Source organism: Methyloceanibacter sp. (genome assembly GCF_051306395.1).
In the GTDB taxonomy this organism is placed as follows: Bacteria; Pseudomonadota; Alphaproteobacteria; order Rhizobiales; family Methyloligellaceae; genus Methyloceanibacter.
Genome location: NZ_JBPPND010000229.1, coordinates 67,605 through 87,672 on the forward strand (window position 1 = coordinate 67,605; position 20,068 = coordinate 87,672).

General features: G+C 63.6%; 16 protein-coding genes and 1 pseudogene. 6 read left to right on the top strand and 11 right to left on the bottom strand.

The window, feature by feature from the left end; all coding sequences use genetic code 11:
• Window positions 1-193: 193 nt before the first annotated feature.
• From bamA to ACSLE4_RS12300, 5 genes are all read left to right on the top strand, one after another.
• Window positions 194-2,491: an outer membrane protein assembly factor BamA gene (gene bamA / locus ACSLE4_RS12280; protein ID WP_435904724.1), complete on the top strand. Its 2,298-nt coding sequence runs from the start codon at window positions 194-196 to the stop codon at window positions 2,489-2,491.
• Between the two features lie 67 nt (window positions 2,492-2,558).
• Window positions 2,559-3,629 carry a UDP-3-O-(3-hydroxymyristoyl)glucosamine N-acyltransferase gene (lpxD, locus tag ACSLE4_RS12285; RefSeq protein ID WP_435904725.1) on the top strand — a complete coding sequence of 357 codons (1,071 nt, stop codon included), beginning with the start codon at window positions 2,559-2,561 and terminating at the stop codon, window positions 3,627-3,629.
• A gap of 31 nt (window positions 3,630-3,660) precedes the next feature.
• The gene (gene fabZ / locus ACSLE4_RS12290; RefSeq protein ID WP_435904726.1) at window positions 3,661-4,152 is read left to right on the top strand and encodes a 3-hydroxyacyl-ACP dehydratase FabZ; all 492 of its coding nucleotides are present in this window, start codon (window positions 3,661-3,663) and stop codon (window positions 4,150-4,152) included.
• Window positions 4,153-4,163: 11 nt separating this feature from the next.
• Window positions 4,164-4,970 carry an acyl-ACP--UDP-N-acetylglucosamine O-acyltransferase gene (lpxA, locus tag ACSLE4_RS12295; RefSeq protein WP_435904727.1) on the top strand — a complete coding sequence of 269 codons (807 nt, stop codon included), beginning with the start codon at window positions 4,164-4,166 and terminating at the stop codon, window positions 4,968-4,970.
• A gap of 16 nt (window positions 4,971-4,986) precedes the next feature.
• Complete coding sequence (locus ACSLE4_RS12300; RefSeq protein WP_435904728.1) at window positions 4,987-5,856, top strand: LpxI family protein; 870 nt, start codon at window positions 4,987-4,989, stop codon at window positions 5,854-5,856.
• A 29-nt stretch (window positions 5,857-5,885) separates the two neighbouring features.
• Here the strand turns inward: ACSLE4_RS12300 and gltA are convergent, their stop codons facing one another.
• Together gltA and gltX are read right to left on the bottom strand one after the other, a co-directional pair.
• Complete coding sequence (gene gltA, locus ACSLE4_RS12305; RefSeq protein WP_435904729.1) at window positions 5,886-7,202, bottom strand: citrate synthase; 1,317 nt, start codon at window positions 7,200-7,202, stop codon at window positions 5,886-5,888.
• 157 nt (window positions 7,203-7,359) lie between these two features.
• Window positions 7,360-8,793, bottom strand: a complete 1,434-nt coding sequence (gene gltX / locus ACSLE4_RS12310) for a glutamate--tRNA ligase (RefSeq protein ID WP_435904730.1) — start codon at window positions 8,791-8,793, stop codon at window positions 7,360-7,362.
• Window positions 8,794-8,965: 172 nt separating this feature from the next.
• On the opposite strand from gltX, the pseudogene ACSLE4_RS12315 reads away from it, so the two are divergent.
• Window positions 8,966-10,861: pseudogene (locus tag ACSLE4_RS12315) on the top strand (ComEC/Rec2 family competence protein).
• A gap of 6 nt (window positions 10,862-10,867) precedes the next feature.
• On the opposite strand, the gene lexA reads toward ACSLE4_RS12315, so the two are convergent.
• The 9 genes from lexA to ACSLE4_RS12360 all read right to left on the bottom strand — a co-directional run bounded on the left by lexA (window position 10,868) and on the right by ACSLE4_RS12360 (window position 19,983).
• On the bottom strand, window positions 10,868-11,569 hold the full coding sequence (gene lexA / locus ACSLE4_RS12320) for a transcriptional repressor LexA (protein WP_435904731.1): 702 nt from the start codon (window positions 11,567-11,569) through the stop codon (window positions 10,868-10,870).
• A 186-nt stretch (window positions 11,570-11,755) separates the two neighbouring features.
• Window positions 11,756-12,958: a molybdopterin molybdotransferase MoeA gene (locus ACSLE4_RS12325; RefSeq protein WP_435904732.1), complete on the bottom strand. Its 1,203-nt coding sequence runs from the start codon at window positions 12,956-12,958 to the stop codon at window positions 11,756-11,758.
• Between the two features lie 7 nt (window positions 12,959-12,965).
• Window positions 12,966-13,445, bottom strand: a complete 480-nt coding sequence (gene moaC, locus ACSLE4_RS12330; protein WP_435904733.1) for a cyclic pyranopterin monophosphate synthase MoaC — start codon at window positions 13,443-13,445, stop codon at window positions 12,966-12,968.
• Window positions 13,442-14,260: an indole-3-glycerol phosphate synthase TrpC gene (gene trpC / locus ACSLE4_RS12335; protein ID WP_435904734.1), complete on the bottom strand. Its 819-nt coding sequence runs from the start codon at window positions 14,258-14,260 to the stop codon at window positions 13,442-13,444. The genes moaC and trpC overlap by 4 nt, the downstream gene beginning before the upstream one ends.
• Before the next feature lie 3 nt (window positions 14,261-14,263).
• Window positions 14,264-15,319 (bottom strand): anthranilate phosphoribosyltransferase, encoded by a 1,056-nt coding sequence (trpD, locus tag ACSLE4_RS12340; RefSeq protein WP_435904735.1) that lies wholly within the window; start codon window positions 15,317-15,319, stop codon window positions 14,264-14,266.
• Window positions 15,309-15,929 (bottom strand): anthranilate synthase component II, encoded by a 621-nt coding sequence (locus ACSLE4_RS12345; RefSeq protein WP_435904736.1) that lies wholly within the window; start codon window positions 15,927-15,929, stop codon window positions 15,309-15,311. The genes trpD and ACSLE4_RS12345 overlap by 11 nt, the downstream gene beginning before the upstream one ends.
• A gap of 38 nt (window positions 15,930-15,967) precedes the next feature.
• On the bottom strand, window positions 15,968-16,498 hold the full coding sequence (locus ACSLE4_RS12350) for a SixA phosphatase family protein (protein ID WP_435904737.1): 531 nt from the start codon (window positions 16,496-16,498) through the stop codon (window positions 15,968-15,970).
• A 21-nt stretch (window positions 16,499-16,519) separates the two neighbouring features.
• Window positions 16,520-18,085: an anthranilate synthase component I gene (gene trpE, locus ACSLE4_RS12355; RefSeq protein ID WP_435904738.1), complete on the bottom strand. Its 1,566-nt coding sequence runs from the start codon at window positions 18,083-18,085 to the stop codon at window positions 16,520-16,522.
• Window positions 18,082-19,983, bottom strand: a complete 1,902-nt coding sequence (locus ACSLE4_RS12360; RefSeq protein WP_435904739.1) for a SurA N-terminal domain-containing protein — start codon at window positions 19,981-19,983, stop codon at window positions 18,082-18,084. Before ACSLE4_RS12360 ends, trpE begins: the two co-directional genes overlap by 4 nt.
• Between the last annotated feature and the right edge of the window lie 85 nt (window positions 19,984-20,068).

A 20,068-nucleotide genomic window follows, 5' to 3' on the forward strand; every position in this document is an offset into this window, starting at 1 on the left:
GAGGTCCCCGTATGGTTAACAGAAGACTACCAAAAATCGGCCACAAACAAATGGCCAGTTGCGTGCTAAGGCGCTTTGCCTACGGGGTCGGCTTGAGGGGAATACACCAGTAATGGTGCGGTGGACGTTGGAAAGAGGGCTGCTCGCAGTCCTCCTCGTGATGTGTAGCGTCCCGCTTTCGCTGGGTCTCAGCGTGAGTTTTGGGGACCTATCGGCGTCCGCCCAAAGCACTGTCATCCAGTCGATCGTCGTGGAGGGCAATCGCCGCGTCGAGCCGGAGACGGTCCGCTCCTATCTGAGCTTCTCTTCGGGCGACAACTACGACCCCGCCGAGGTCAACCAGTCCCTCAAGACCTTGTTCGCCACGGGCCTATTTCAGGATGTGCGCATCCGCCGGCAGGGCTCCACCATCATCGTGATTGTGGTCGAGAACCCGATCATCAGCCAGGTTGCCTTTGAAGGGAACCGGGAGATCGAGGACGACGCACTCGCCGCGGAGGTGCAGCTCAAGCCGCGCGCCGTTTACACCCGCGCGCGCGTGCAAGCAGACGTGCAGCGCATCTTGGCAGTCTACCGGCGACAGGGTCTCTATGCCGCTCAGGTCGAACCCAAGATCATCAATCTCGACAACAACCGCATCGACGTTGTCTTCGAGATCACCGAAGGACCCACCACCAAGGTACGGGCCATCAACTTCATCGGTAACCACGCCTTCAGCGATTCTCAGCTCCGCTTTGTGATCACGACCACGCGCACGAATTGGCTGAGCTTTTTAAAGAGCACCAATATCTACGACCCCGACCGGTTGAACCTCGACCGCGAGCTGCTGCGCCAGTTCTATCTCAAGAACGGCTATGCCGATGTTCGCATCGTCTCTGCGACCGCCGACCTCGACCGCGACGGGAAGGGGTTCTTTATCACCTTCACCATCGAGGAGGGGGAGCGGTACCAGTTCGGCTATATCGACATCGAGAGCGCACTGCCCTCGCTCGATGTCGGCGCGCTGCGGGGCGTCATCCTGACTCGGCCGGGACGCCGCTATAACGCCGAGAAGGTCGAGAAAACCGTCGAGGCTTTGACCATCAAGGTCTCCGAGCAGGGCTATGCCTTCGGACAGGTTCGGCCGCGTTTTGATCGCGACCCGGCCGCGCACACGATGAACATCACGTATGTCATCGACGAAGGCCCGCGGGTTTACATCGAACGCATCAACATCGTCGGCAATTTCCGCACCGAGGATAAGGTCATCCGCCGCCAGTTCCGTCTTGCCGAAGGCGACGCCTACAACCGGCTCCTCGTGGAGGCAGCCCGTAAACGACTGCGTTCATTAGGGTTTTTCAAGTCTGTGGATATCGAGACGGAACCGGGTAGCGCTCCGGATCGCGTAATTCTGGCCGTGAACGTGGTCGAGCAGCCCACCGGCGAACTCTCCTTCGGTGCCGGCTACTCCACCACGGAAGGCGTGATCGGCGACGTCAGCATTACCGAACGCAATCTCATGGGCAAGGGCCAGTATGTCCGCCTCGGCTTCTCGGGAAGCCTTGAACGTGCACAGGTGGACTTCAGCTTCACCGAGCCCAACTTCCTCGACCGCAATATGGCCGCCGGCTTCGACCTGTTCCACAAGGAGGTCGATTTGCGCGACGTGGCTTCGTTCCGGCAGCGCGACACCGGCGGCAATTTACGTGTCGGCTTCCCGATCGCAGACAACACTCAGCTCGGCCTTCGCTACCGCCTCCAGCGCGAGGAGATTTACGACCCGACCGCCAACGCGTCACTCGCCGTGAAGCAGGCCGCGGAAGAGGGCGAGGTGATCGTCTCGAGCGTCGGCTACACGGTCGCTTATGACACCAGGAATCTGCCGCAGCAGCCCAGCAGCGGCGTCTTCGCCTCATTTTCGCAAGATCTCGCCGGCGTGGGCGGCGACGTGAACTACATCCGCTCTGTGGCCGACGCCCGCGGCTACTACCCGATCACCAACAAAGTTACCCTGGTCGGCCGCGTCCAAGGGGGCGTGATCGAAGGATGGGGCGACAACGACCTGCGCCTCACCGACCTGTTCTTCAAGGGCGGCGAGACAATCCGCGGTTTCGAGCGCGCCGGCTACGGACCGCGCGATGCCTGCCAAAGCCCCACGACAGGACTACGCGTTCCCAACTGCCGACAGGACTCGCTCGGTGGCAAGCTATACTGGGCCACGACCGCGGAGGTGCGCTTCCCATTCCCGCTCCTGCCTGACAGCCTCGGCATGCAGGGCGCGGTCTTCGTCGACGCCGGCTCGCTTTGGGACCCCAGCCAGTCCGCACTCGATGCGGTCTCGGAGGAGGGAAGCTTCATGTTCGACAGCGATCAGGTTCGCCTGTCCACGGGCTTCAGCATCATCTGGCAATCCCCCCTTGGCCCATTGCGCGCCGATATCGCCGAGGCGCTTCTCAAGGCCGACTTCGACCGCACCGAACTTTTCCGCTTCGGCGCCTCAACAAACTTCTAAAGGAAGCCAGTTCGGTCTATGGCTACGCGCTGTTATTCATGCCGCCTAGCCAGCCGCTGGAGATTTGATGGAACACCCGGGTTTCTTCGAGCGGGCCGGTCCGTTTTCCCTGCGCGCCGTCGCCGACGCCACGGGCTCCGAGATCGCCACTGACGCCAATCCCGATCTTGAGATCAAGGACGTCCGGCCGCTGGACGGCGCCGCGTCAGGCGATCTGTCCTTCGTGGATAACCCGAAATACCTGCCGCTCCTCGCCGAGACCGCCGCCAGCGCGTGTATCATCGCCCCCAAATTCGTCCGCAAACTGCCGGAAAGCACCACCGGCCTGGTCATGCCGGAGCCGTACCGTGGCTTCGCCAAGGCGATCGCGCTCTTTTATCCCGGCTCCCTCCGCCCAAAATCCGCCTCCGACGGCGCAGCGGGCTCTGCGAGCCACATCCATCCAAGCGCAGTTCTCGAGCCCGAGGTGATCGTGGAGCCCGGCGCCGTCATCGGCCCCGAAGCGCATATCGGGCAGGGGACGACGATCGCGGCGGGGGCCGTGATCGGCTATCGGGTGCATATAGGCCGGGACTCTTACGTCGGGCCAAACGTTTCCGTCGCCCACGCTCTGATCGGCAACCGGGTCATTGTCCACGCCGGAGTGGCCATCGGCCAGGACGGATTCGGCTTCGCCATGGGCAAAGCCGGTCACCTCAAAGTCCCTCAGATCGGCCGGGTCGTGATCCAAGATGACGTCGAAATCGGCGCAAATTCGACCGTCGATCGCGGAGCCCTTCGGGATACGATTATCGGCGAGGGCACGAAAATTGATAATCTTGTGCAAATCGGGCACAACGTCATCATCGGAAGGCATTGCATTGTCGTGTCCCAAACAGGTATTTCGGGCAGTTCCGAACTCGGTGACTTCGTTGCCCTCGGCGGCCAGGTGGGTCTTGTAGGCCATCTCAAGATCGGCGCAGGCGCCCAGATTGCCGCGAGCAGCAACGTCCGGGGCGATGTACCCGCAGGCGCGCGCTGGGGCGGAACCCCGGCCAAGCCTGTCCGGCTGTGGTTCAGGGAAATGACCGTGCTGCGGCAACTGGCCGAACGCAAGGATGTGAAGGTTGATCAAGGAGACGGCGGAGAAGGCGCGTAGCCGGAAATCCGCATCTAAGGAGCCGGTCCGTATGAACGAGAGCGGGGCAACATCGAAGCCCGATACGGCGGAAACCTCCAATAGCATGGAGACCGCCGATATCATGAAGCTTCTGCCGCATCGCTACCCCTTCCTGCTTGTCGATCGCATCGTCGACATGGACGGAGATCGCTCGGCCACCGGCATCAAGAACGTCACAGCGAATGAGCCGTACTTCCAGGGACACTTCCCGGGCAATCCCGTGATGCCCGGCGTGCTCCTCATCGAAGGCATGGCGCAGACCGCCGGCGCGCTGTGCATGCGTTTCATCGATGCGTTCGAAGAACCGCCGCTCGTCTACTTCATGGCAATCGACAAAGCGCGCTTTCGCCGTCCGGTCATCCCTGGGGACACCATCCACTACCACGTTCAGAAAATGCGCAATCGCGGTCGCGTTTGGCGCTTCCGGGCCCAGGCACTCGTCGACGGCAACCTGGTTGCCGAGGCTGAGGTCAGCGCCGTGATCGTCGACAGTATCGAGTAGCCAGACACTTCATGCCCAATATTCACGTTACCGCGCAGGTCGATCCAGGCGCAAAACTTGGCACGGACGTCGAGATCGGCCCCTTTTGTGTCGTCGGCCCCGACGTCGAGTTGGGAGACGATGTGGTCCTCCACGCCCATGTGGTCGTGGACGGCCGGACCACGGTCGGCGCAGGCTGTGAAATTTTTCCCTTCGCCTCGCTCGGCCTCGCGCCGCAGGACATAAAGTATGCGGACGAACCGAGCGCGCTCACCGTCGGTCCCAATACGCTCATCCGCGAGCACGTGACCGTTCATCGCGGCACCAAGAGCGGCCATATGGAAACACAGGTGGGCGCCAACTGTTTCTTGATGATCGGGGCCCACATCGCCCATGACTGTCAGATCGGCGACAACGTCACGCTCGTCAACGGCGTCACTCTTGGCGGCCACGTCTCGGTCGGCGATGGTGCGATCATCGGCGGCCTGTCCGCCGTCCATCAGTTTGTGCGCATCGGCGCCTGTTCTTTCGTGGGGGGAATGTCAGGCGTCGCGGCCGATCTCATCCCCTACGGCATGGCGCTGGGTAACCGGGCCAATCTGAACGGCCTCAACATCGTCGGCCTTAAGCGCAAAGGCTTTCACCGAGAGCAGATCCACGAGCTACGCAAGGCTTATCGTATGCTGTTCGCCACCGAGGGAACGCTGAAGGAGCGGCTCGAGGACGTCGAAAGCATGTTCTCCGCGAACCCGCTCGCCAAGGAGATCATCGACTTCATCAAAAGTGACTCCGACAGGTCCTTCTGCGTACCGAACAATGTCGCAACGCCGAGCCGCTGACAGAACGGCGCCCACCGTGCCCAGAACGAAGAACATCGCAGGCTCGCTCGGCATCATCGCCGGACGCGGCGACTTGCCCTGCGCCATCGCCGAGGCCGCAGTGGCGAGCGGCATTCCATTGCACATCGTGGGGATTCGCGGCGAGGCGAGCGAGGCCATCGAACGCTTTCCCCATACCTGGATGAAGTGGGGAGAGATCGGTAAACTTTTCAGCGCCCTGAGCGACAATCACTGCACCGATCTCGTCATCATCGGCGGGGTCAATCGTCCGGACTTCGACAATGTCCGCTTCGATCTCGGTGCCATCAAGACGCTACCGTTTTTGCTGAGCCTCGCGAAGGGCGGCGACGACTATTTGCTGTCAAGGATCGTGCGCTTCTTCGAGGATAAGGGCTACCGCGTGCGCGGCGCGGGGGACGTCTTGCCCGAGCTCCTGATGCCAGAGGGGACGCTTTCCACGAAGGGCCCATCCGCCGATGACCGAGCGGACATCGCCACCGCCTTCAAGGTTGTGCATGCTCTCGGACATCTGGACATCGGCCAGGCGACAGTTGTGGCCAGGGGTCATGTGCTGGCGGTCGAAGCCGCCGAGGGCACTGATGCTCTGCTCGAACGCTGTGCCGCGGTCAGAAAGCAGGGCCGCGTCCATGGCACGAAATCGGGGGTGCTCGTGAAGGCTCCAAAACCGGGCCAAGAAGAGCGGATCGACATGCCGACGATTGGTCCGGAGACGATGCATAGAGCCGCCGCCGCGGGCCTCGCGGGGGTCGCGGTCGCGGCCGGACACGTTCTGTTGGCCGAGCGCGCCGAGACGATCAAGGCCGCCAACGTGCATAAGCTGTTCTTGGTCGGAGAGCCTTGGAGCGACGCGGACACGAACGACTAGACCGTTACCCGCGAGAGACCGGCCCGCCTCTAGCGGTCCATCATCGGCACATAAGCCCGCTCGGTCGCCCCCGTATAGAGCTGTCGCGGCCGGCCGATGCGCTGCAAGGGGTCGCCGATCATTTCCTTCCACTGAGCGATCCAGCCGACGGTCCGCGCGATCGCGAACAACACGGTGAACATGTCCGTCGGGAAGCCCAGGGCCTTCAACGTGATGCCCGAGTAGAAGTCGATGTTTGGATAGAGCTTCTTCTGGACGAAGTAATCGTCGGATAGCGCGATCTTCTCCAGCTCCAGCGCCACTTTGAGGATCGGATCGTCGTGGTGCCCAACCGCTTCGAGCACCTCGTGGCAGGTCTTCTGCATGATCTTGGCCCGCGGGTCGTAGTTCTTATAGACACGGTGGCCGAAGCCCATGAGCCGGAAGGGATCGTTCTTGTCCTTGGCGCGCTGAATGTATTCCGGAATACGGTCGACCGTGCCGACCTCCTCGAGCATCGTTAGCGCCGCTTCATTAGCGCCGCCATGGGCCGGGCCCCAAAGACAGGCGATGCCGGCGGAGATGCAGGCAAACGGGTTGGCGCCTGACGAACCGGCCAACCGCACCGTCGAAGTCGATGCATTCTGCTCGTGGTCCGCGTGCAGGATGAAGATGCGCCGCATGGCGCGCGTCAGAACCGGATCGATCTCGAACTCCTCGCACGGCACGGCGAAGCACATCCGCAAGAAGTTTGCCGAGTAATCGAGATCGTTCTTCGGATACACGAAGGGCTGCCCCGCGGAATATTTGTAGGCCATGGCCGCGATGGTCGGCATCTTCGCGATCATGCGGATACTCGCCATCTCCCGCTGCTCGGGATCCCGGATATCGATGGAGTCATGATAGAACGCCGACAGGGCCCCGACCACGCCGACCATGATGGCCATGGGATGCGCATCGCGGCGGAACCCGGTGAAGAACCGGTTCATCTGCTCGTGCACCATGGTGTGGCGCGTGATGCGATCCTTGAAGGCCTCATATTGTTCAGCCGTCGGCAGTTCGCCGTAGAGCAACAGATACGCCGTCTCCAGGAACGTGCAGTGCTCCGCGAGCTGATCGATCGGATAACCGCGGTAGAGAAGGATGCCCTTGTCGCCGTCGATATACGTGATCTTCGACTCGCAGCTTGCCGTGGAGGTGAAGCCGGGGTCATAGGTGAAGCAATCGGTGTCCTGGTAAAGCGACGTAATATCAATCACGTCAGGCCCGAGCGTGCCTCGCCTCACTGGCAGATCATGCCGCGAACCGCGCAGCGTGAGGGAGGCCTCGTCCGTTTCGCCGGAGCGGATATCCTCTGCGACACTCATCTCAAAACCTCCTAACCCTCAAAATGGGGAACGGGACAGAGCGCGATGATGCCATAACAACTTTCCGGCAACGCTTCATGTCCGCGGTATGAATTTTTGCACTGCCGCATAATCGCGTTGAATCTACCGCAGCGCAACACGAATACTTGCTCAAATGTTAAGCATTGGGCTGGGGCATTTGGTCCGCAATCCGCGCCAGCGCCTCCTCGCGCCCAAGCACTTCAAGCACATCAAAGATTCCGGGCGATGTCGAGCGCCCGGTCAGCGCCGCCCGCAACGGCTGCGCGACCTTGCCGAGCTTGCGCTCGGTCGCCTCGGCAAAGTCCCGGACACATGTTTCAAGCGTCTCCGGTGTCCACGGCTCGGCCGCCTGGAGCGTGGGGAGAAGGGCGGCGAGTGTCTCACGCCCCGCATCGTCCAGAAGCTTGCGTGCTTTCTCGTCGGGCTGAAGCGGCCTCCTCGCGAAGAGATAGTCCGCACTATCCAGCAGTTCAATCAACGTCTTGGCCCGCTCCTTCAGGCCGGGCATGGCGCGCTCCAACTTGGTCCAGCCCTCCTCGCCGATACGGGCTAGAAGCGCGTCGCCGTCGGGAAGGTCCGGAACAAGGGCTTTCAGCTGCGTCACGATCTCCGCATCGGGCATCGCCCGCAAATAGTGCCCGTTCAAATTCTCGAGCTTGGCGAAATCGAAGCGCGCCGCCGAACGTCCAATGGCGTCGAGATCGAACCATTCGATCATCTCATCGGTGGAGATGACCTCCGCATCGCCGTGGCTCCACCCGAGCCGAACCAGATAGTTGCGCAACGCGACGGCCAGATAGCCCATCTCGCGATAGGCCTCCACACCGAGCGCACCATGGCGCTTCGAGAGCTTCGCGCCATCCGGCCCATGGATCAGCGGCACATGCGCATAAGCCGGCGGCTCCCAGCCGAGCGCCTTCAGGATCTGCGATTGCCGCGCTGCATTGGTGAGATGGTCGTCGCCCCGGATGATGTGGGTCACGCCCATATCGTGATCGTCCACGACGACCGACAGCATATAGGTGGGCGAGCCGTCGCTGCGCAGGAGGACGAGATCATCGAGGTCCCTGTTGGCAAAGGTGACCCGACCTTGCACTTGGTCCTCGATCACGGTCTCGCCGTCTTGCGGCGCCTTGAAGCGGATCGCTGGCATGATCCCTTCCGGCGCATCGGACGGATCACGATGACGCCACGTGCCGTCATAGCCTGGCGCACGGCCCTCGGCGCGGGCCTTGTCGCGCATGGCCTGGAGCTCTTCCGGCATGGCGTAGCAGCGATAGGCCTTGCCCTCGGCCAACAGGCGCTCGGCTATTTCCCGATGCCGCTCCGCGCGCGCGAACTGATAGACCGGCTCGCCGTCCCAATCGAGCTCGAGCCAGCGCAAGCCATCGAGAATTGCGAGAATTGCCCCTTCGGTGGACCGAGCCCGGTCGGTGTCCTCGATGCGCAGCAGCATCTTGCCACCCTTGGCCTTTGCGTAAAGCCAGTTGAACAGGGCCGTGCGCGCGCCACCAATATGCAGGAAGCCTGTCGGGGAGGGCGCAAAGCGGGTGATAACGGTCTCGCTCATCGATGCTCTTGAAGGACTTGAGGTGGGTAGGGACAACGGTCGGCCGTGGTGTAGCATAAGGGCCGGGTGCGGGTAAGGGCAGGGCGGGGGAGCCATGCCAAGCCGGAACGAGAACCCCTGGGACGGGATGGAACGCCCCTCACGGCGCGGGCTTGTCGCCACGGTCTGCGCGATGGGCGCACGCGCCCTGGAGGCCGAGGCTGACCGCTGGTTTCTATGGCTTCCCGTACTCTTCGCCGCGGGCATCGTCACTTACTTCGCCCTGCCTTACGAGCCTGATGGCCGTCTGGGGGTTGCGGGCGTGCTTGCCGCTCTCGGGCTTCTTTTCACGATCCGACAGCTATCCTTGGGGCTCGCCCTCGGCGGGGCCCTACTGGCCTTCACCCTCGGCTTCGCCACCGCCAAGGCCCGCACGGAGATGGTGCGGGCTCCGGTGCTCATCACCGAGCTCCGCTACGTGACTGTCACGGGCTATGTGGAGGAATTCGAAACACGTGCCGGCAAGAGGGACCGTCTCACGCTCCGGGTGATCGCGATCGGCGATCTCGCGCCCGACGCGCGGCCTTACCGCGTGCGCATCACGACCGCGGCCAAAAACGCCACGGCCATGACCGGCGAGGCCGTCAGCGTGCGCGCGACACTAAGCCCGCCACCCGAGCCGGTCGAGCCCGGCGGCTTCGACTTTGGGCGTCAGGCTTGGTTCAAGCGCCTCGGCGCCACCGGCTACGCGACCGGGCGCATCACGCCCCTTGCGGACGCACAGCCACCCCCTTGGGACCTACGTGTTTGGGGCGCGATCAATTCCATCCGCGGGGCTGTGAACGCCCGCGTGCGTGCGGCGCTGCCGGGCGAAACCGGCGCCATTGCCGTCGCGCTCATGACTGGCAACAGGGGCGGCATCCCGCAAGCCATCACGGAAGCCATGCGTGATTCCGGGCTCGCCCACGTGCTCGCGATCTCCGGCCTCCACATGATGATCATGGCCGGCACCGTGTTCCTCGACAGGCCGGCCATCACCATGCGCAACGTGGCGCTAGCCGCCCTAGCTATCCTTGTGGTGGCGCCTGAGTCCTTGTTCGATCCAAGCTTCGAGATGTCCTTCGCTGCGGTAAGGCCTTGTCGCGTTCTATGAATGGCTCGCCAACCGGAAGCGACTCTATCTGCCTGACGTGAGCCGGCCTGGCGCGGTTTACGCTGGAGCGGGGCGCTCGTCTTCGGTGCGGGCCTGACCACGCTGATCGCCGGCACGGCCGTGGCGCCTTTCGCGGTCTATCACTTCCACCGCATGACCCATTTCGGCTTGGTGGCCAACATGATCGCGGCGCCACTCGTCAGCCTCTTGATCATGCCCATGGCCTTGCTCTCGCTCATCGCTATGCCGTTCGGCCTCGAAACCTGGCCCCTACAGGCCATGGGCTACGGCATCGAGCTGATGGTGGGGGCAGCGCACTGGGTCGCGTCCTGGCCCGGCGCCGTCTCCATCCTGCCGCGCATCTCCGGCACCGCCCTCGCCATCATCGTGCTTGGCGTGTTGTGGCTGTGTCTGTGGCAAACGCGGATGCGTGCGCTGGGTCTCGTCATTGCGGCAGCTGGACTCGCTCTTGCGCCCGCCGGCCACCGCCCGGACGTTCTCATCGAGCGCGAAGGTGCAACGGCTGCTCTGCGCGGAAGCCACGGCGCTCTCATCTTTCCGCCGGCCACCGCCTCAACCTATAGCGTCGAGAACTGGCTTCTGGCCGACGGCGACGACCGGGATGCGGAAGCACTCCACGAGAACAGCGCCTTCCGCTGCGATCCTCTCGGCTGCATCGGCCGTGTGAAGGGAAAAACCGTAGCCCTGGTGCGTGAGGTCGCCGCGCTCGAGGAAGATTGCCGCGTGGCCGACATCGTGATCGCGCCGTTCACGGTCGGCAAGCATTGCCGCGCCGCCCGCGTCATCGTCGACCGCCGCATGCTAAAAGAGCAGGGCGCTCACGCGCTTTACATCGAAGGACTCTCGATCCGCACGGAGACTGTCGCCAAAGCCCGCGGCAAACGGCCTTGGGCGAAGCCCACCGAAAACAAGTGAAATCGTCTAATAGCGGCGGATGAGCCCGACGAGCCGGCCCTGCACGCGCACACGGTCCGGACCGAAGATGCGGGTCTCGTACGCGGCATTGGCCGCTTCCAGGGCAATCGAGTCGCCCCGGCGTCGCAAACGCTTCAGCGTGGCTTCCTCTTCGTCCACCAGCGCCACGACGATGTCACCATTGGTGGCGTCATCGCATTTGCGGACGATGATCGTGTCGCCTTCGAGGATGCCGGCATCGATCATCGAGTCACCCTTGACCTCGAGCGCATAGTGCTCGCCCTTGGCAAGCAGCTCCGGCGGCACCTCGATAGTGGAAAGCCGATTCTGGATGGCCTCCACGGGCACACCGGCGGCGATTCGGCCCATAACAGGCACCGCCACGGTCTGCGGCACGGCCTCGCCCTCGGCGACCTGTGGCACACGTCCCAGGCTGCCTTCGATCACGCTGGGCGAGAAGCCACGTGAGCGGGCAACGAGCCCTTGCGGCACGGATTCAGGCAGGCGAATGATTTCCATGGCCCGGGCCCGGTGGGGCAGGCGACGAATGAAGCCGCGCTCCTCAAGCGCCGTGATCAGACGGTGAATGCCCGACTTGGACTTGAGATCGAGGGCCTCCTTCATCTCGTCGAACGAGGGCGGAACGCCCGACTCTTTCAACCGCTCATGGATGAACATGAGAAGCTCTTTCTGCTTCGGTGTGAGCATCTAGTCCCCTTTGAGCGATCAGGAATCGGGTTGTTCGAGCCTGACAACGAATCTCGCCCCGCCTGTACAAACCATGAACAGTATAGATGTTCTATTTGTGTTCCGCAACCCAAACGCCACGAATTGTTCGTGACGCCGCCGTTTCCACTTTGTTTGCTCGCGTGATTCGGGTTTCAGGGCTCTTAACTAGTCTGAGAGCGGAAGGATTTTCACACGCGCCCCCTGTGGCGCCGCCGGGGCATTCGGAGCCTGCACGATGAGGCAATCTGCCTTCGCCAAGGCAGCCACGAGCGATGAGTCCTGGGAGGGCAGGGGGCGGACCACGCGCGTCCCATCCTCGCGCCAGGTCGAAACGGCGCGGAGATAATGCTGCCGCTCCCCGTTGGCAGGAAGATCCGCGCCGAGGACGGCCTCAGGCACCGGGTGGCCGTCCCCGTGGACGCCAAGCATCGCCCGCAGCATCGGCGCCAAGAACACATAGGTGCACACCAGCGCCGAGACGGGATTGCCAGGCAGGCCCACGACCCGCTGCGTCCCGAGCCGCCCAAAGAGCACCGGCTTCCCAGGCCGCATAGCGACCTTCGCGAAATCCAGTTTTAGACCCACGCGCGCAAGCGCGCTCGCCACCAGATCGCGTTCGCCAACGGACGCACCACCAATAGTGACCAGGATATCTGCCCCGGCGCCGGTGCCGGCCAGGGTCGCAATGCTCTCGGGATCATCGCGCGCGATACCCAGAGCCACGGCATCGCCGCCATGGGCCGCAACGACGGCGGCGATCCCAGAACCCGCCGACGAAACGATCTGGTCCGGACCGAGGTCGCTACCCGGCGGCATCACTTCATCACCCGTGGCAAGAATGGCGACCTGCGGCTTCCGGCGGACCGGGAGTTCAGCGTGGTTCATGGACGCCGCAAGCATCAAGGCGCGCGGGCCAAGTGTCGTGCCTTGCCGCAGCAGCACCTCGCCCTGTTTGAAGTCCTGCCCACGCGGGCGGATGTGCTTGCCAGGAGTCCCCGCCTTTACAATGACGGATGTGCCCCTCTCCTCCGTGTCCTCCTGAATGACAATGGTATCGGCGCCGCCAGGCACCGGTGCCCCAGTGAAAATCCGCACCGCTTGGCCAGGCTCGAGCGTCCCTGTGAACCGCGCCCCGGCCGCTGATTGGCCGACGACGTCCAAGGTTGCGGGGAGGGAGGTAACATCGGCGGAGCGTACAGCGTAGCCATCCATGGCCGAAGCATCGAACGGTGGCTGGGTCAGCGTGGCGGCGAGATCCTCGGCGAGCACGCGACCTTGTGCGTCCGCAAGGCGGATGCGCTCCGCCTCAAGCGGGACGAGCCCTTTGAGCATAAGAGCCAATGCATCGTCGACGGAAAGGAGCGCCATCGGGGTATCAAGGCGTCCGGAAATTGCCGGAGCGTCCGCCGGTCTTTTCGACCAGCCGAATACCGGAGAAGCTCATGGCGCGGTCCACGGCCTTGCACATGTCGTAGAGCGTGAGGCAGGCGACCGTCACCGCGGTCAGCGCCTCCATCTCCACGCCGGTCTTGCCTTCGACCTTTGCCGTCGCCTCGACGCGAACGCCGGACGGTTCGCGTGACGGTGTGAAATCGAGTGTGACTTGGGTGAGGGGAAGCGGATGGCAGAGCGGGATCAGCTCGGAAGTCTTCTTGGCGCCCATGATGCCGGCGAGCCGCGCGGTGGCGAGCACGTCGCCTTTCGGCGCTTTGCCGTCAAGAATCATGTCGAGGGTCGCAGGCGCCATGGCCACGAAGCCTTCGGCGACCGCCGTGCGTGAGGTAACGGCCTTCTCCGAGACATCCACCATGCGCGCCTCGCCACGCTCATTGAGATGCGAAAGACGTGCGTTCATTGCGCGGCCTCGGGAGAAAACTCGGCGCCTGTGAGCAGGGCGCGCGTCGCGGCGGCGACGTCGGCCTGCCGCATCAGACTTTCGCCAACGAGGAAGGCGCGCACGCCTGCTTGCGCGAGCCGCGCGAGATCGGCGCAGCTGAAGATGCCGCTTTCCGCGACAACCATGCGATCGGCCGGCACACGCGGCGCCAACCGTTCCGTGGTGGCGAGGGTCGTGTCGAAGGTCTTGAGGTCGCGGTTGTTGACGCCAATTAGCTTGGTACCCAGGTGAAGCGCCCGGTCGAGCTCCGCCTCGTCATGGACCTCGGCCAGTACATCCATGCCGCAGGCCCGCGCGGCAAACTCCAGATCGCGCGCCAAGACATCGTCGACGGCCGCCATGATAATGAGAATGCAGTCCGCGCCGAGGGCGCGCGCCTCGAACACCTGATAGGCGTCGATCATGAAGTCCTTGCGCAAGGCGGGAAGGGCGCAAGCCGCCCGCGCCATGGCTAGATATTCCGGATCGCCTTGGAAAGACGGCTCGTCGGTCAGCACCGAGAGACAAGCCGCGCCGCCCGCCTCATAGGCCACGGCAAGGGTGGGCGGATCGAAATCGGCTCTGATAAGGCCCTTGGAAGGGCTCGCCTTCTTGATCTCGGCAATGAGCGCGAAGTTGCCATCCGCGACACGCGACCGCAGCGCCTTGTAGAAGGGACGCACGGGGGCTGCGTCCTCTGCCCGCGCGCGCATCTCCGCCTCGGGTACGGCTTTCTTGGCCGCGGCGACCTCTTCGCGCTTGTAGCTCAGAATTTTGTCGAGCACCTGTGACATGCCTCAGACCTTATCACGGCTAAGCTGCACCAGCGCTTCCAACACCTTCATAGCCTTACCGCTATCGATGGAGTCCGCAGCGAGTGCCACGCCGTCGCGCAAGGTCTCGGCCTTGCCGGCGACCAGCAAGGCGGCGGCCGCGTTCAGAAGCACGACATCGCGCAACGGACCTTGGTTTCCCTGTAGCACCGCCCGGATATGCGCGGCGTTCTCTTCCGCATCTCCGCCGATCAGGTCCTCAGGTTTGGCGTCGGCCAGGCCTGCGTTCCGCGGCGAGATGCGGAAGGTAGAGACCTTCCCTCGATCCAGCGCCGCCACGTGGCTGAAATTGGTCGTGGTCAGCTCGTCGAGACCATCGGCGCCGTGCACCACCCAGGCACGCTCGACACCGAGAAGCCCCAGCACATGGGCAATCGGCTCGACCCATTTCTCGGCGAACACGCCGACTACTTGAAACTTGGTCGCGGCGGGGTTGGCGAGGGGTCCGAGCAAATTGAAAATCGTGCGCACACCGAGTTCGCCCCGCACCTTGCCTACATGCCGCATGGCGGCGTGATGCGCCGGCGCGAACATGAAGCCGAGACCGCATTCGGCGATGCAGCGTTCAATCGTCGCCGGACCGCATTCGAGATTGACGCCGAGCGCATCGAGCACGTCGGCCGAACCGGAACGCGAGGAGATCGACTTGTTGCCGTGTTTGGCCACGGGAACCCCGGCGCCGGCCACCACGAAGGCGGCGCAGGTCGAGATATTGTGCGTGCCTTTGGCATCGCCGCCCGTGCCACAGGTGTCGATGGCACCGTCCGGCGCGCGCACCGCCAACGCCTTGGCTCGGAGCACCCGCGCGGCGCCGGCAATCTCGTCGATCGTCTCGCCACGCACATGCAGGCCCATCAGCAACGCACCGATCTGCCCCTCGGTGGCCCCCCCCGACATGATCTGCTCGAAGGCTCTTGCCGCCTCACCCTGGTTGAGGGTTTCGCCGCGCGCGACTTTGCCGATGGCCGCGCGCAGATCCTCGGCGTCCGCGCCGTCGACAGCCGAAGGACTAGAGGGCACCGACCGCTTCTCTTTCCGAGCCGCCGCGAGCGCGCCGCTCCACCCGGGCGAGATCGAGGAAGTTGGCGAGCAATTGGTGCCCATGCTCCGAGGCGATGCTCTCGGGGTGGAACTGCACGCCATGCACCGGATAAGTCTTGTGCTGAACTCCCATGATGATGCCGTCCGCCGTCTCCGCGGTGATCTCCAGATCGTCAGGCAGGGTGTCGCGGTCAATGACCAGCGAGTGATAGCGCGTAGCCGAGAAGTCTTGGGGCAGGCCGGCGAACACGCCTTTTCCAGCGTGATGGACCTTGGACAGCTTGCCGTGCATCAGGTAGGGCGCGCGTACCACCTTGCCGCCATAGACTTGGCCGATGGCCTGATGACCGAGGCAGACGCCCAAGATCGGTACCACCGGCGCGGCACGCTGAATCAACTCCAGGCAGATACCCGCGCGATCGGGATCGCACGGGCCGGGCGACAGCACGATCGCTTCCGGACCTTCCGCCAGAACCTCGTCCACGGTCACCTTGTCGTTGCGGTAGACCTGCGTGGCCGCGCCCAATTCTCCAAGGAAATGAACGAGGTTGTAGGTGAAGCTGTCGTAGTTATCGATCAGGGTCAGCATGGCTTGGTGTTACGCCTCGCGCTGTCAGGCCGTCAAGCTCAAGAGGAATGGTTGGGCCGCAGCTCCTTGGGTGTCAGGAACTGGCTCAGGCTCCCGCTATTCACATCCACGCTCGACCAGAGCCCCGCCGTGAAGTTGATCACCGCGAGCCCGGCGGTCGGAAATTTCTCCTTCAGATTGTCGCGCATGAGCTTCGGCCCGGCACCGATCAGATCGAGCGCCAGTGCCTGCATTTCGGGATTGTGCCCGACGAACATGACGCGGCGCGAGCCGGGCTGAAGTCCGCGAAGCATGTCGAGCATCTCCGCCGGGCTCGCGTGATAGAGCCCATCCTCATAGACGACCTTCGGCTCGACTTTAAGTTCCGGCAGCACCAGCGCCAGCGTGTCAACTGTACGGCGGGCCGACGAGCAGAGCACCAGTTCCGGGTCGATGCCGCGCTCGGTCATGGCGCGTCCCATCACGGGCGCGTCGGCCACGCCCCGCGTGGAAAGCGGCCGCTCGCGGTCCGGGAGTGAAGGGTTCTTCCAACTGGACTTGGCGTGACGCAGGAGGCTGAGAGTAAGCATCGTCGCGGCCTCCTGGCTCACTTACTGGCCGCGCTTGCCGCGGGTGGCGAAACGCACGGCCTCATCGGCCGCCTTGAACAGCGCACCGGCCTTGCTCACACATTCGGCCTGCTCGCGCTCCGGCACGGAATCGGCCACGATGCCGGCGCCGGCCTGCACATACATAACGCCGTCCTTCACCACCGACGTTCTGAGCACGATGCAGCTGTCCATCTCGCCGTCGGCCGAGAAATAGCCGACACAGCCTGCATAGATGCCACGCGCCGCATCTTCCAGCTCGTCGATGATCTCCATGGCGCGGACCTTCGGCGCGCCCGACACGGTGCCTGCCGGAAACCCGGCCATCAGCGCATCGACCGCGTCATGGTTCGCGTCCAATGCGCCCTCCACATTCGACACGATGTGCATGACCTGGCTGTAATATTCGAGGAAGAAGCTGTCGGTGACGCGCACGCTCCCGACCTCCGACACCCGCCCCACGTCGTTGCGCCCGAGATCGAGCAGCATCAAGTGCTCGGCGCGCTCCTTGGTATCGGCGAGCAACTCGGCCGCGAGCGCCTTGTCTTCTTCCGGCGTCTTTCCGCGCGGCCGGGTCCCCGCGATGGGGCGGATGGTGACTTCGCCTTGGCGCACCCGCACCAGAATCTCCGGGCTCGAGCCCACGACGGCGAAGCCGCCGAAGTTGAGATAATAAAGAAAGGGCGACGGGTTCACCCGTCTGAGCGCGCGGTAGAGCGAGAACGAGGGAAGCTCGAAAGGTGCCTCGAAGCGCTGGCTCAACACCACTTGGAATATGTCCCCCGCGGCAATGTACTCTTGGGCGCGCGCCACCTTGGCCATATAGGCCTCCGGCGCTGTGGTGGCCTTGGGCGCCGGGTGAGGCGCGTCCGCGTCAAGCTCGCTCGCATGCGGCAATGGCTGGTCGAGCCGCTCCAAGACCACGTTCAACCGATCCGCAGCGCGTGCGTACGCCGCTTTGGCGCTCACACCGGGCGCGGCGCGCACGGGCGTGACCACGGTCATCTCGTCTTTGACGCTGTCGAAGATCACGATCAGCGTTGGCCGGACCAAGATGCTGTCCGGCAGTTCGAGCGGATCGGGCGTGCCGCCCGGCAGATGCTCGATCAGGCGAACCGTGTCGTAGCCCATATAGCCAAAGATGCCGGCGGCCATGGGCGGCAGCGCCTGTGGCAGGGTGATCGCGGATTCCGCCAGTAGCGCGCGCAGGCTCGCCAGAGCCGGCTGTGGGGAGGGCGCGAAGGCTTCCGCATCGGCCTGCGGGCTGCGATTGATCTCGGCCTTGTTGCCTGCGGCGCGCCAAACCAGGTCTGGCTCGCAGCCGATGATCGAGTAGCGGCCGCGCGTGGCCCCGCCTTCGACGGACTCAAGAAGGAAACTGTTGGGCCGCTCGTTAGCCACTTTGAGCATGGCGGAGACGGGTGTCTCCAGATCGGCGACCAGCCGCGTCCAGACGACTTGCGGCACCCCCTCGTCATAGAGGCGCGCAAACGCAGTGAAGTCCGGCTCGATCGGAGCCGACCCACCGTCTCTTTGCAGCGGAGTCACCGGGGCAGGCGCCGCGCTCATGGCTCCTCGCTGCTGCCCACGAGTTTGGCGAGCGCCTGCTGATTGACGCTCACCCCGTAGCGGCTTTCCAGCGCGCTGAAATATTCCGCGATCGTATCCTCGCTGAGCAGGAGACCGATGCGCGACTTGAGCTGACTGATCGCCCGCTCGTCGACTGCCGGCGGCTCGACGATTTCGTCCACCTGAAACACGATGCGCCCCTCATCGACGCCCGAGGCCGCCGAACCGAAACCACCTTGCGGCAGAGCGAAGGCTTGCGATACCGCCGGCGGCAGCACGTTCACGGTGATGTCGTCGCGCTTTAACGCCGTGGTCGGCAACACTTCGGTATCGAGCTCTTTCGCCACGTCTTCCAGCGTCTTGCTGCCGCTGCTCAACTGGCTGACGAATTTTTGCGCGAGCTTGGCAACCTGGTTCCGCGTCTCGTCTGCGCGCCAGCCCTTCTCGGCCTCATCGCGCACTTGATCGAACGGCTTCAGTTGTTCCGGAGTCACGCCCAATACCTCGTACCAGATGACGCCGTCGTCCCGCGCATCGATGGGGTCGTTCTCGATCCCAGCGTCCGTGGCGAAGACGCCGTTGAGCAAATCCTTTTGCGCCGGCAATGTGACAGTCGATCCGTCGGGCTTGCGTCCTTCGCGGTCCACCTGATCGATGACCTGGTAGTCGAGCTTGAGCTTGCCTGCCGCTTCCTCGAGGGTCGATCCTGCGGCAAGCTCGTCCTCCACCTTGTCATGCATGTCGAAGATCGCGCCGGATGCGCGGTCTTTGAGAATTCCTTTCTCCAGGTCCTCCTTGGCCTCTTCGAAGCTCGGGATCTTGCCGGGCTCGATCTCCGTGACCCGGATCAAGACCACGCCGCCGAGCTTGCCTTCAATGGGTTCGCTCACGGCATCCTTCTCGAGCTTGAAGGCCTCCTCCGCGATCGTGGGGTCGGCCAAGTCCTTCCGCGAGAGGGTGCCGAGGTCGATATCCGTCTCGGTCAAGCCAAGTTCCTTGGCCATCTCGACGAAGTCAGTGCCAGACGTGATCTTCTCGTGGGCCTTCTTGGCGGCCTCGATATCGGGCAGAGCGATTTGTTGCACATGGCGGCGCTCCGGCTCACCGAGAGTGTCCTGCTTAGCCTCGTAAGCCGCCTTCAGATCGTCTTCCGTGATGTTGAGCTGGTCCTTGACCGTCTCGGGCGTTACGGCGATGAGACCGACCTTGCGATATTCCGGCTGCGTGAACTTGGCGTGGTGATTGTCGTAATACGTCTTCAAGTCCTCTTCGGTCGGGGCACTCACCTCTTCGGCCGCGGATTTCGGCACCAGGACGTATTTCAAGATGCGGCGTTCCTCGTTGAATTGATTCAACGCATCGATCAGCGCCCTGGGGCTGTTGGCCACTTCGCCGACCGTGACAAGCAGTTGCCGCCGTAGGTTCTGTTCGCGCAACGAATAGAGATAGCCCGCTTCGGTCATGCCGATATTGCGGAGCGCGGCTTGGAAGGCGAGGGGGCTGAAATTCCCCGCGCCGTCCTGAAAGGCCGGGTCCTTCGTGATCTGCGCGAGCAACGCATCGTCGCTGATGCCGAGGCCCAGACGCTTGGCGTGCGTATCGACGGCCGCGCCGCCAATGAGCCTCTCTAGGACCCGTGTGTCGAGCCCCGCCGCGCGGGCTTCCTGAAGGCTGAGGCTGCGTCCTGCCTGCTGGCTCATGGACCGCAGCACTTCCTGCTGGGCGCGCGCATAGTCTTGCGCGGAGATTTCCGTGTCGCCGACGCGGATGAGAGTCTGCTGACCATAGCCCGTGAAAATGTCGGCGATTCCCCAGACGGCGAAGCTCACCACCAGGAGACCGACCAGGATCAGGCCAACCGTTTTTGCCGCGCCTTTGCGCAATGTGTCGAGTGCCACGCCTCGGTAACCTTCTCTATCATGAATTGCCAAATCCGCGCCGGCGGTCGATGGTAGAACAGTCCGGCGCGGCGCGCGCATCATA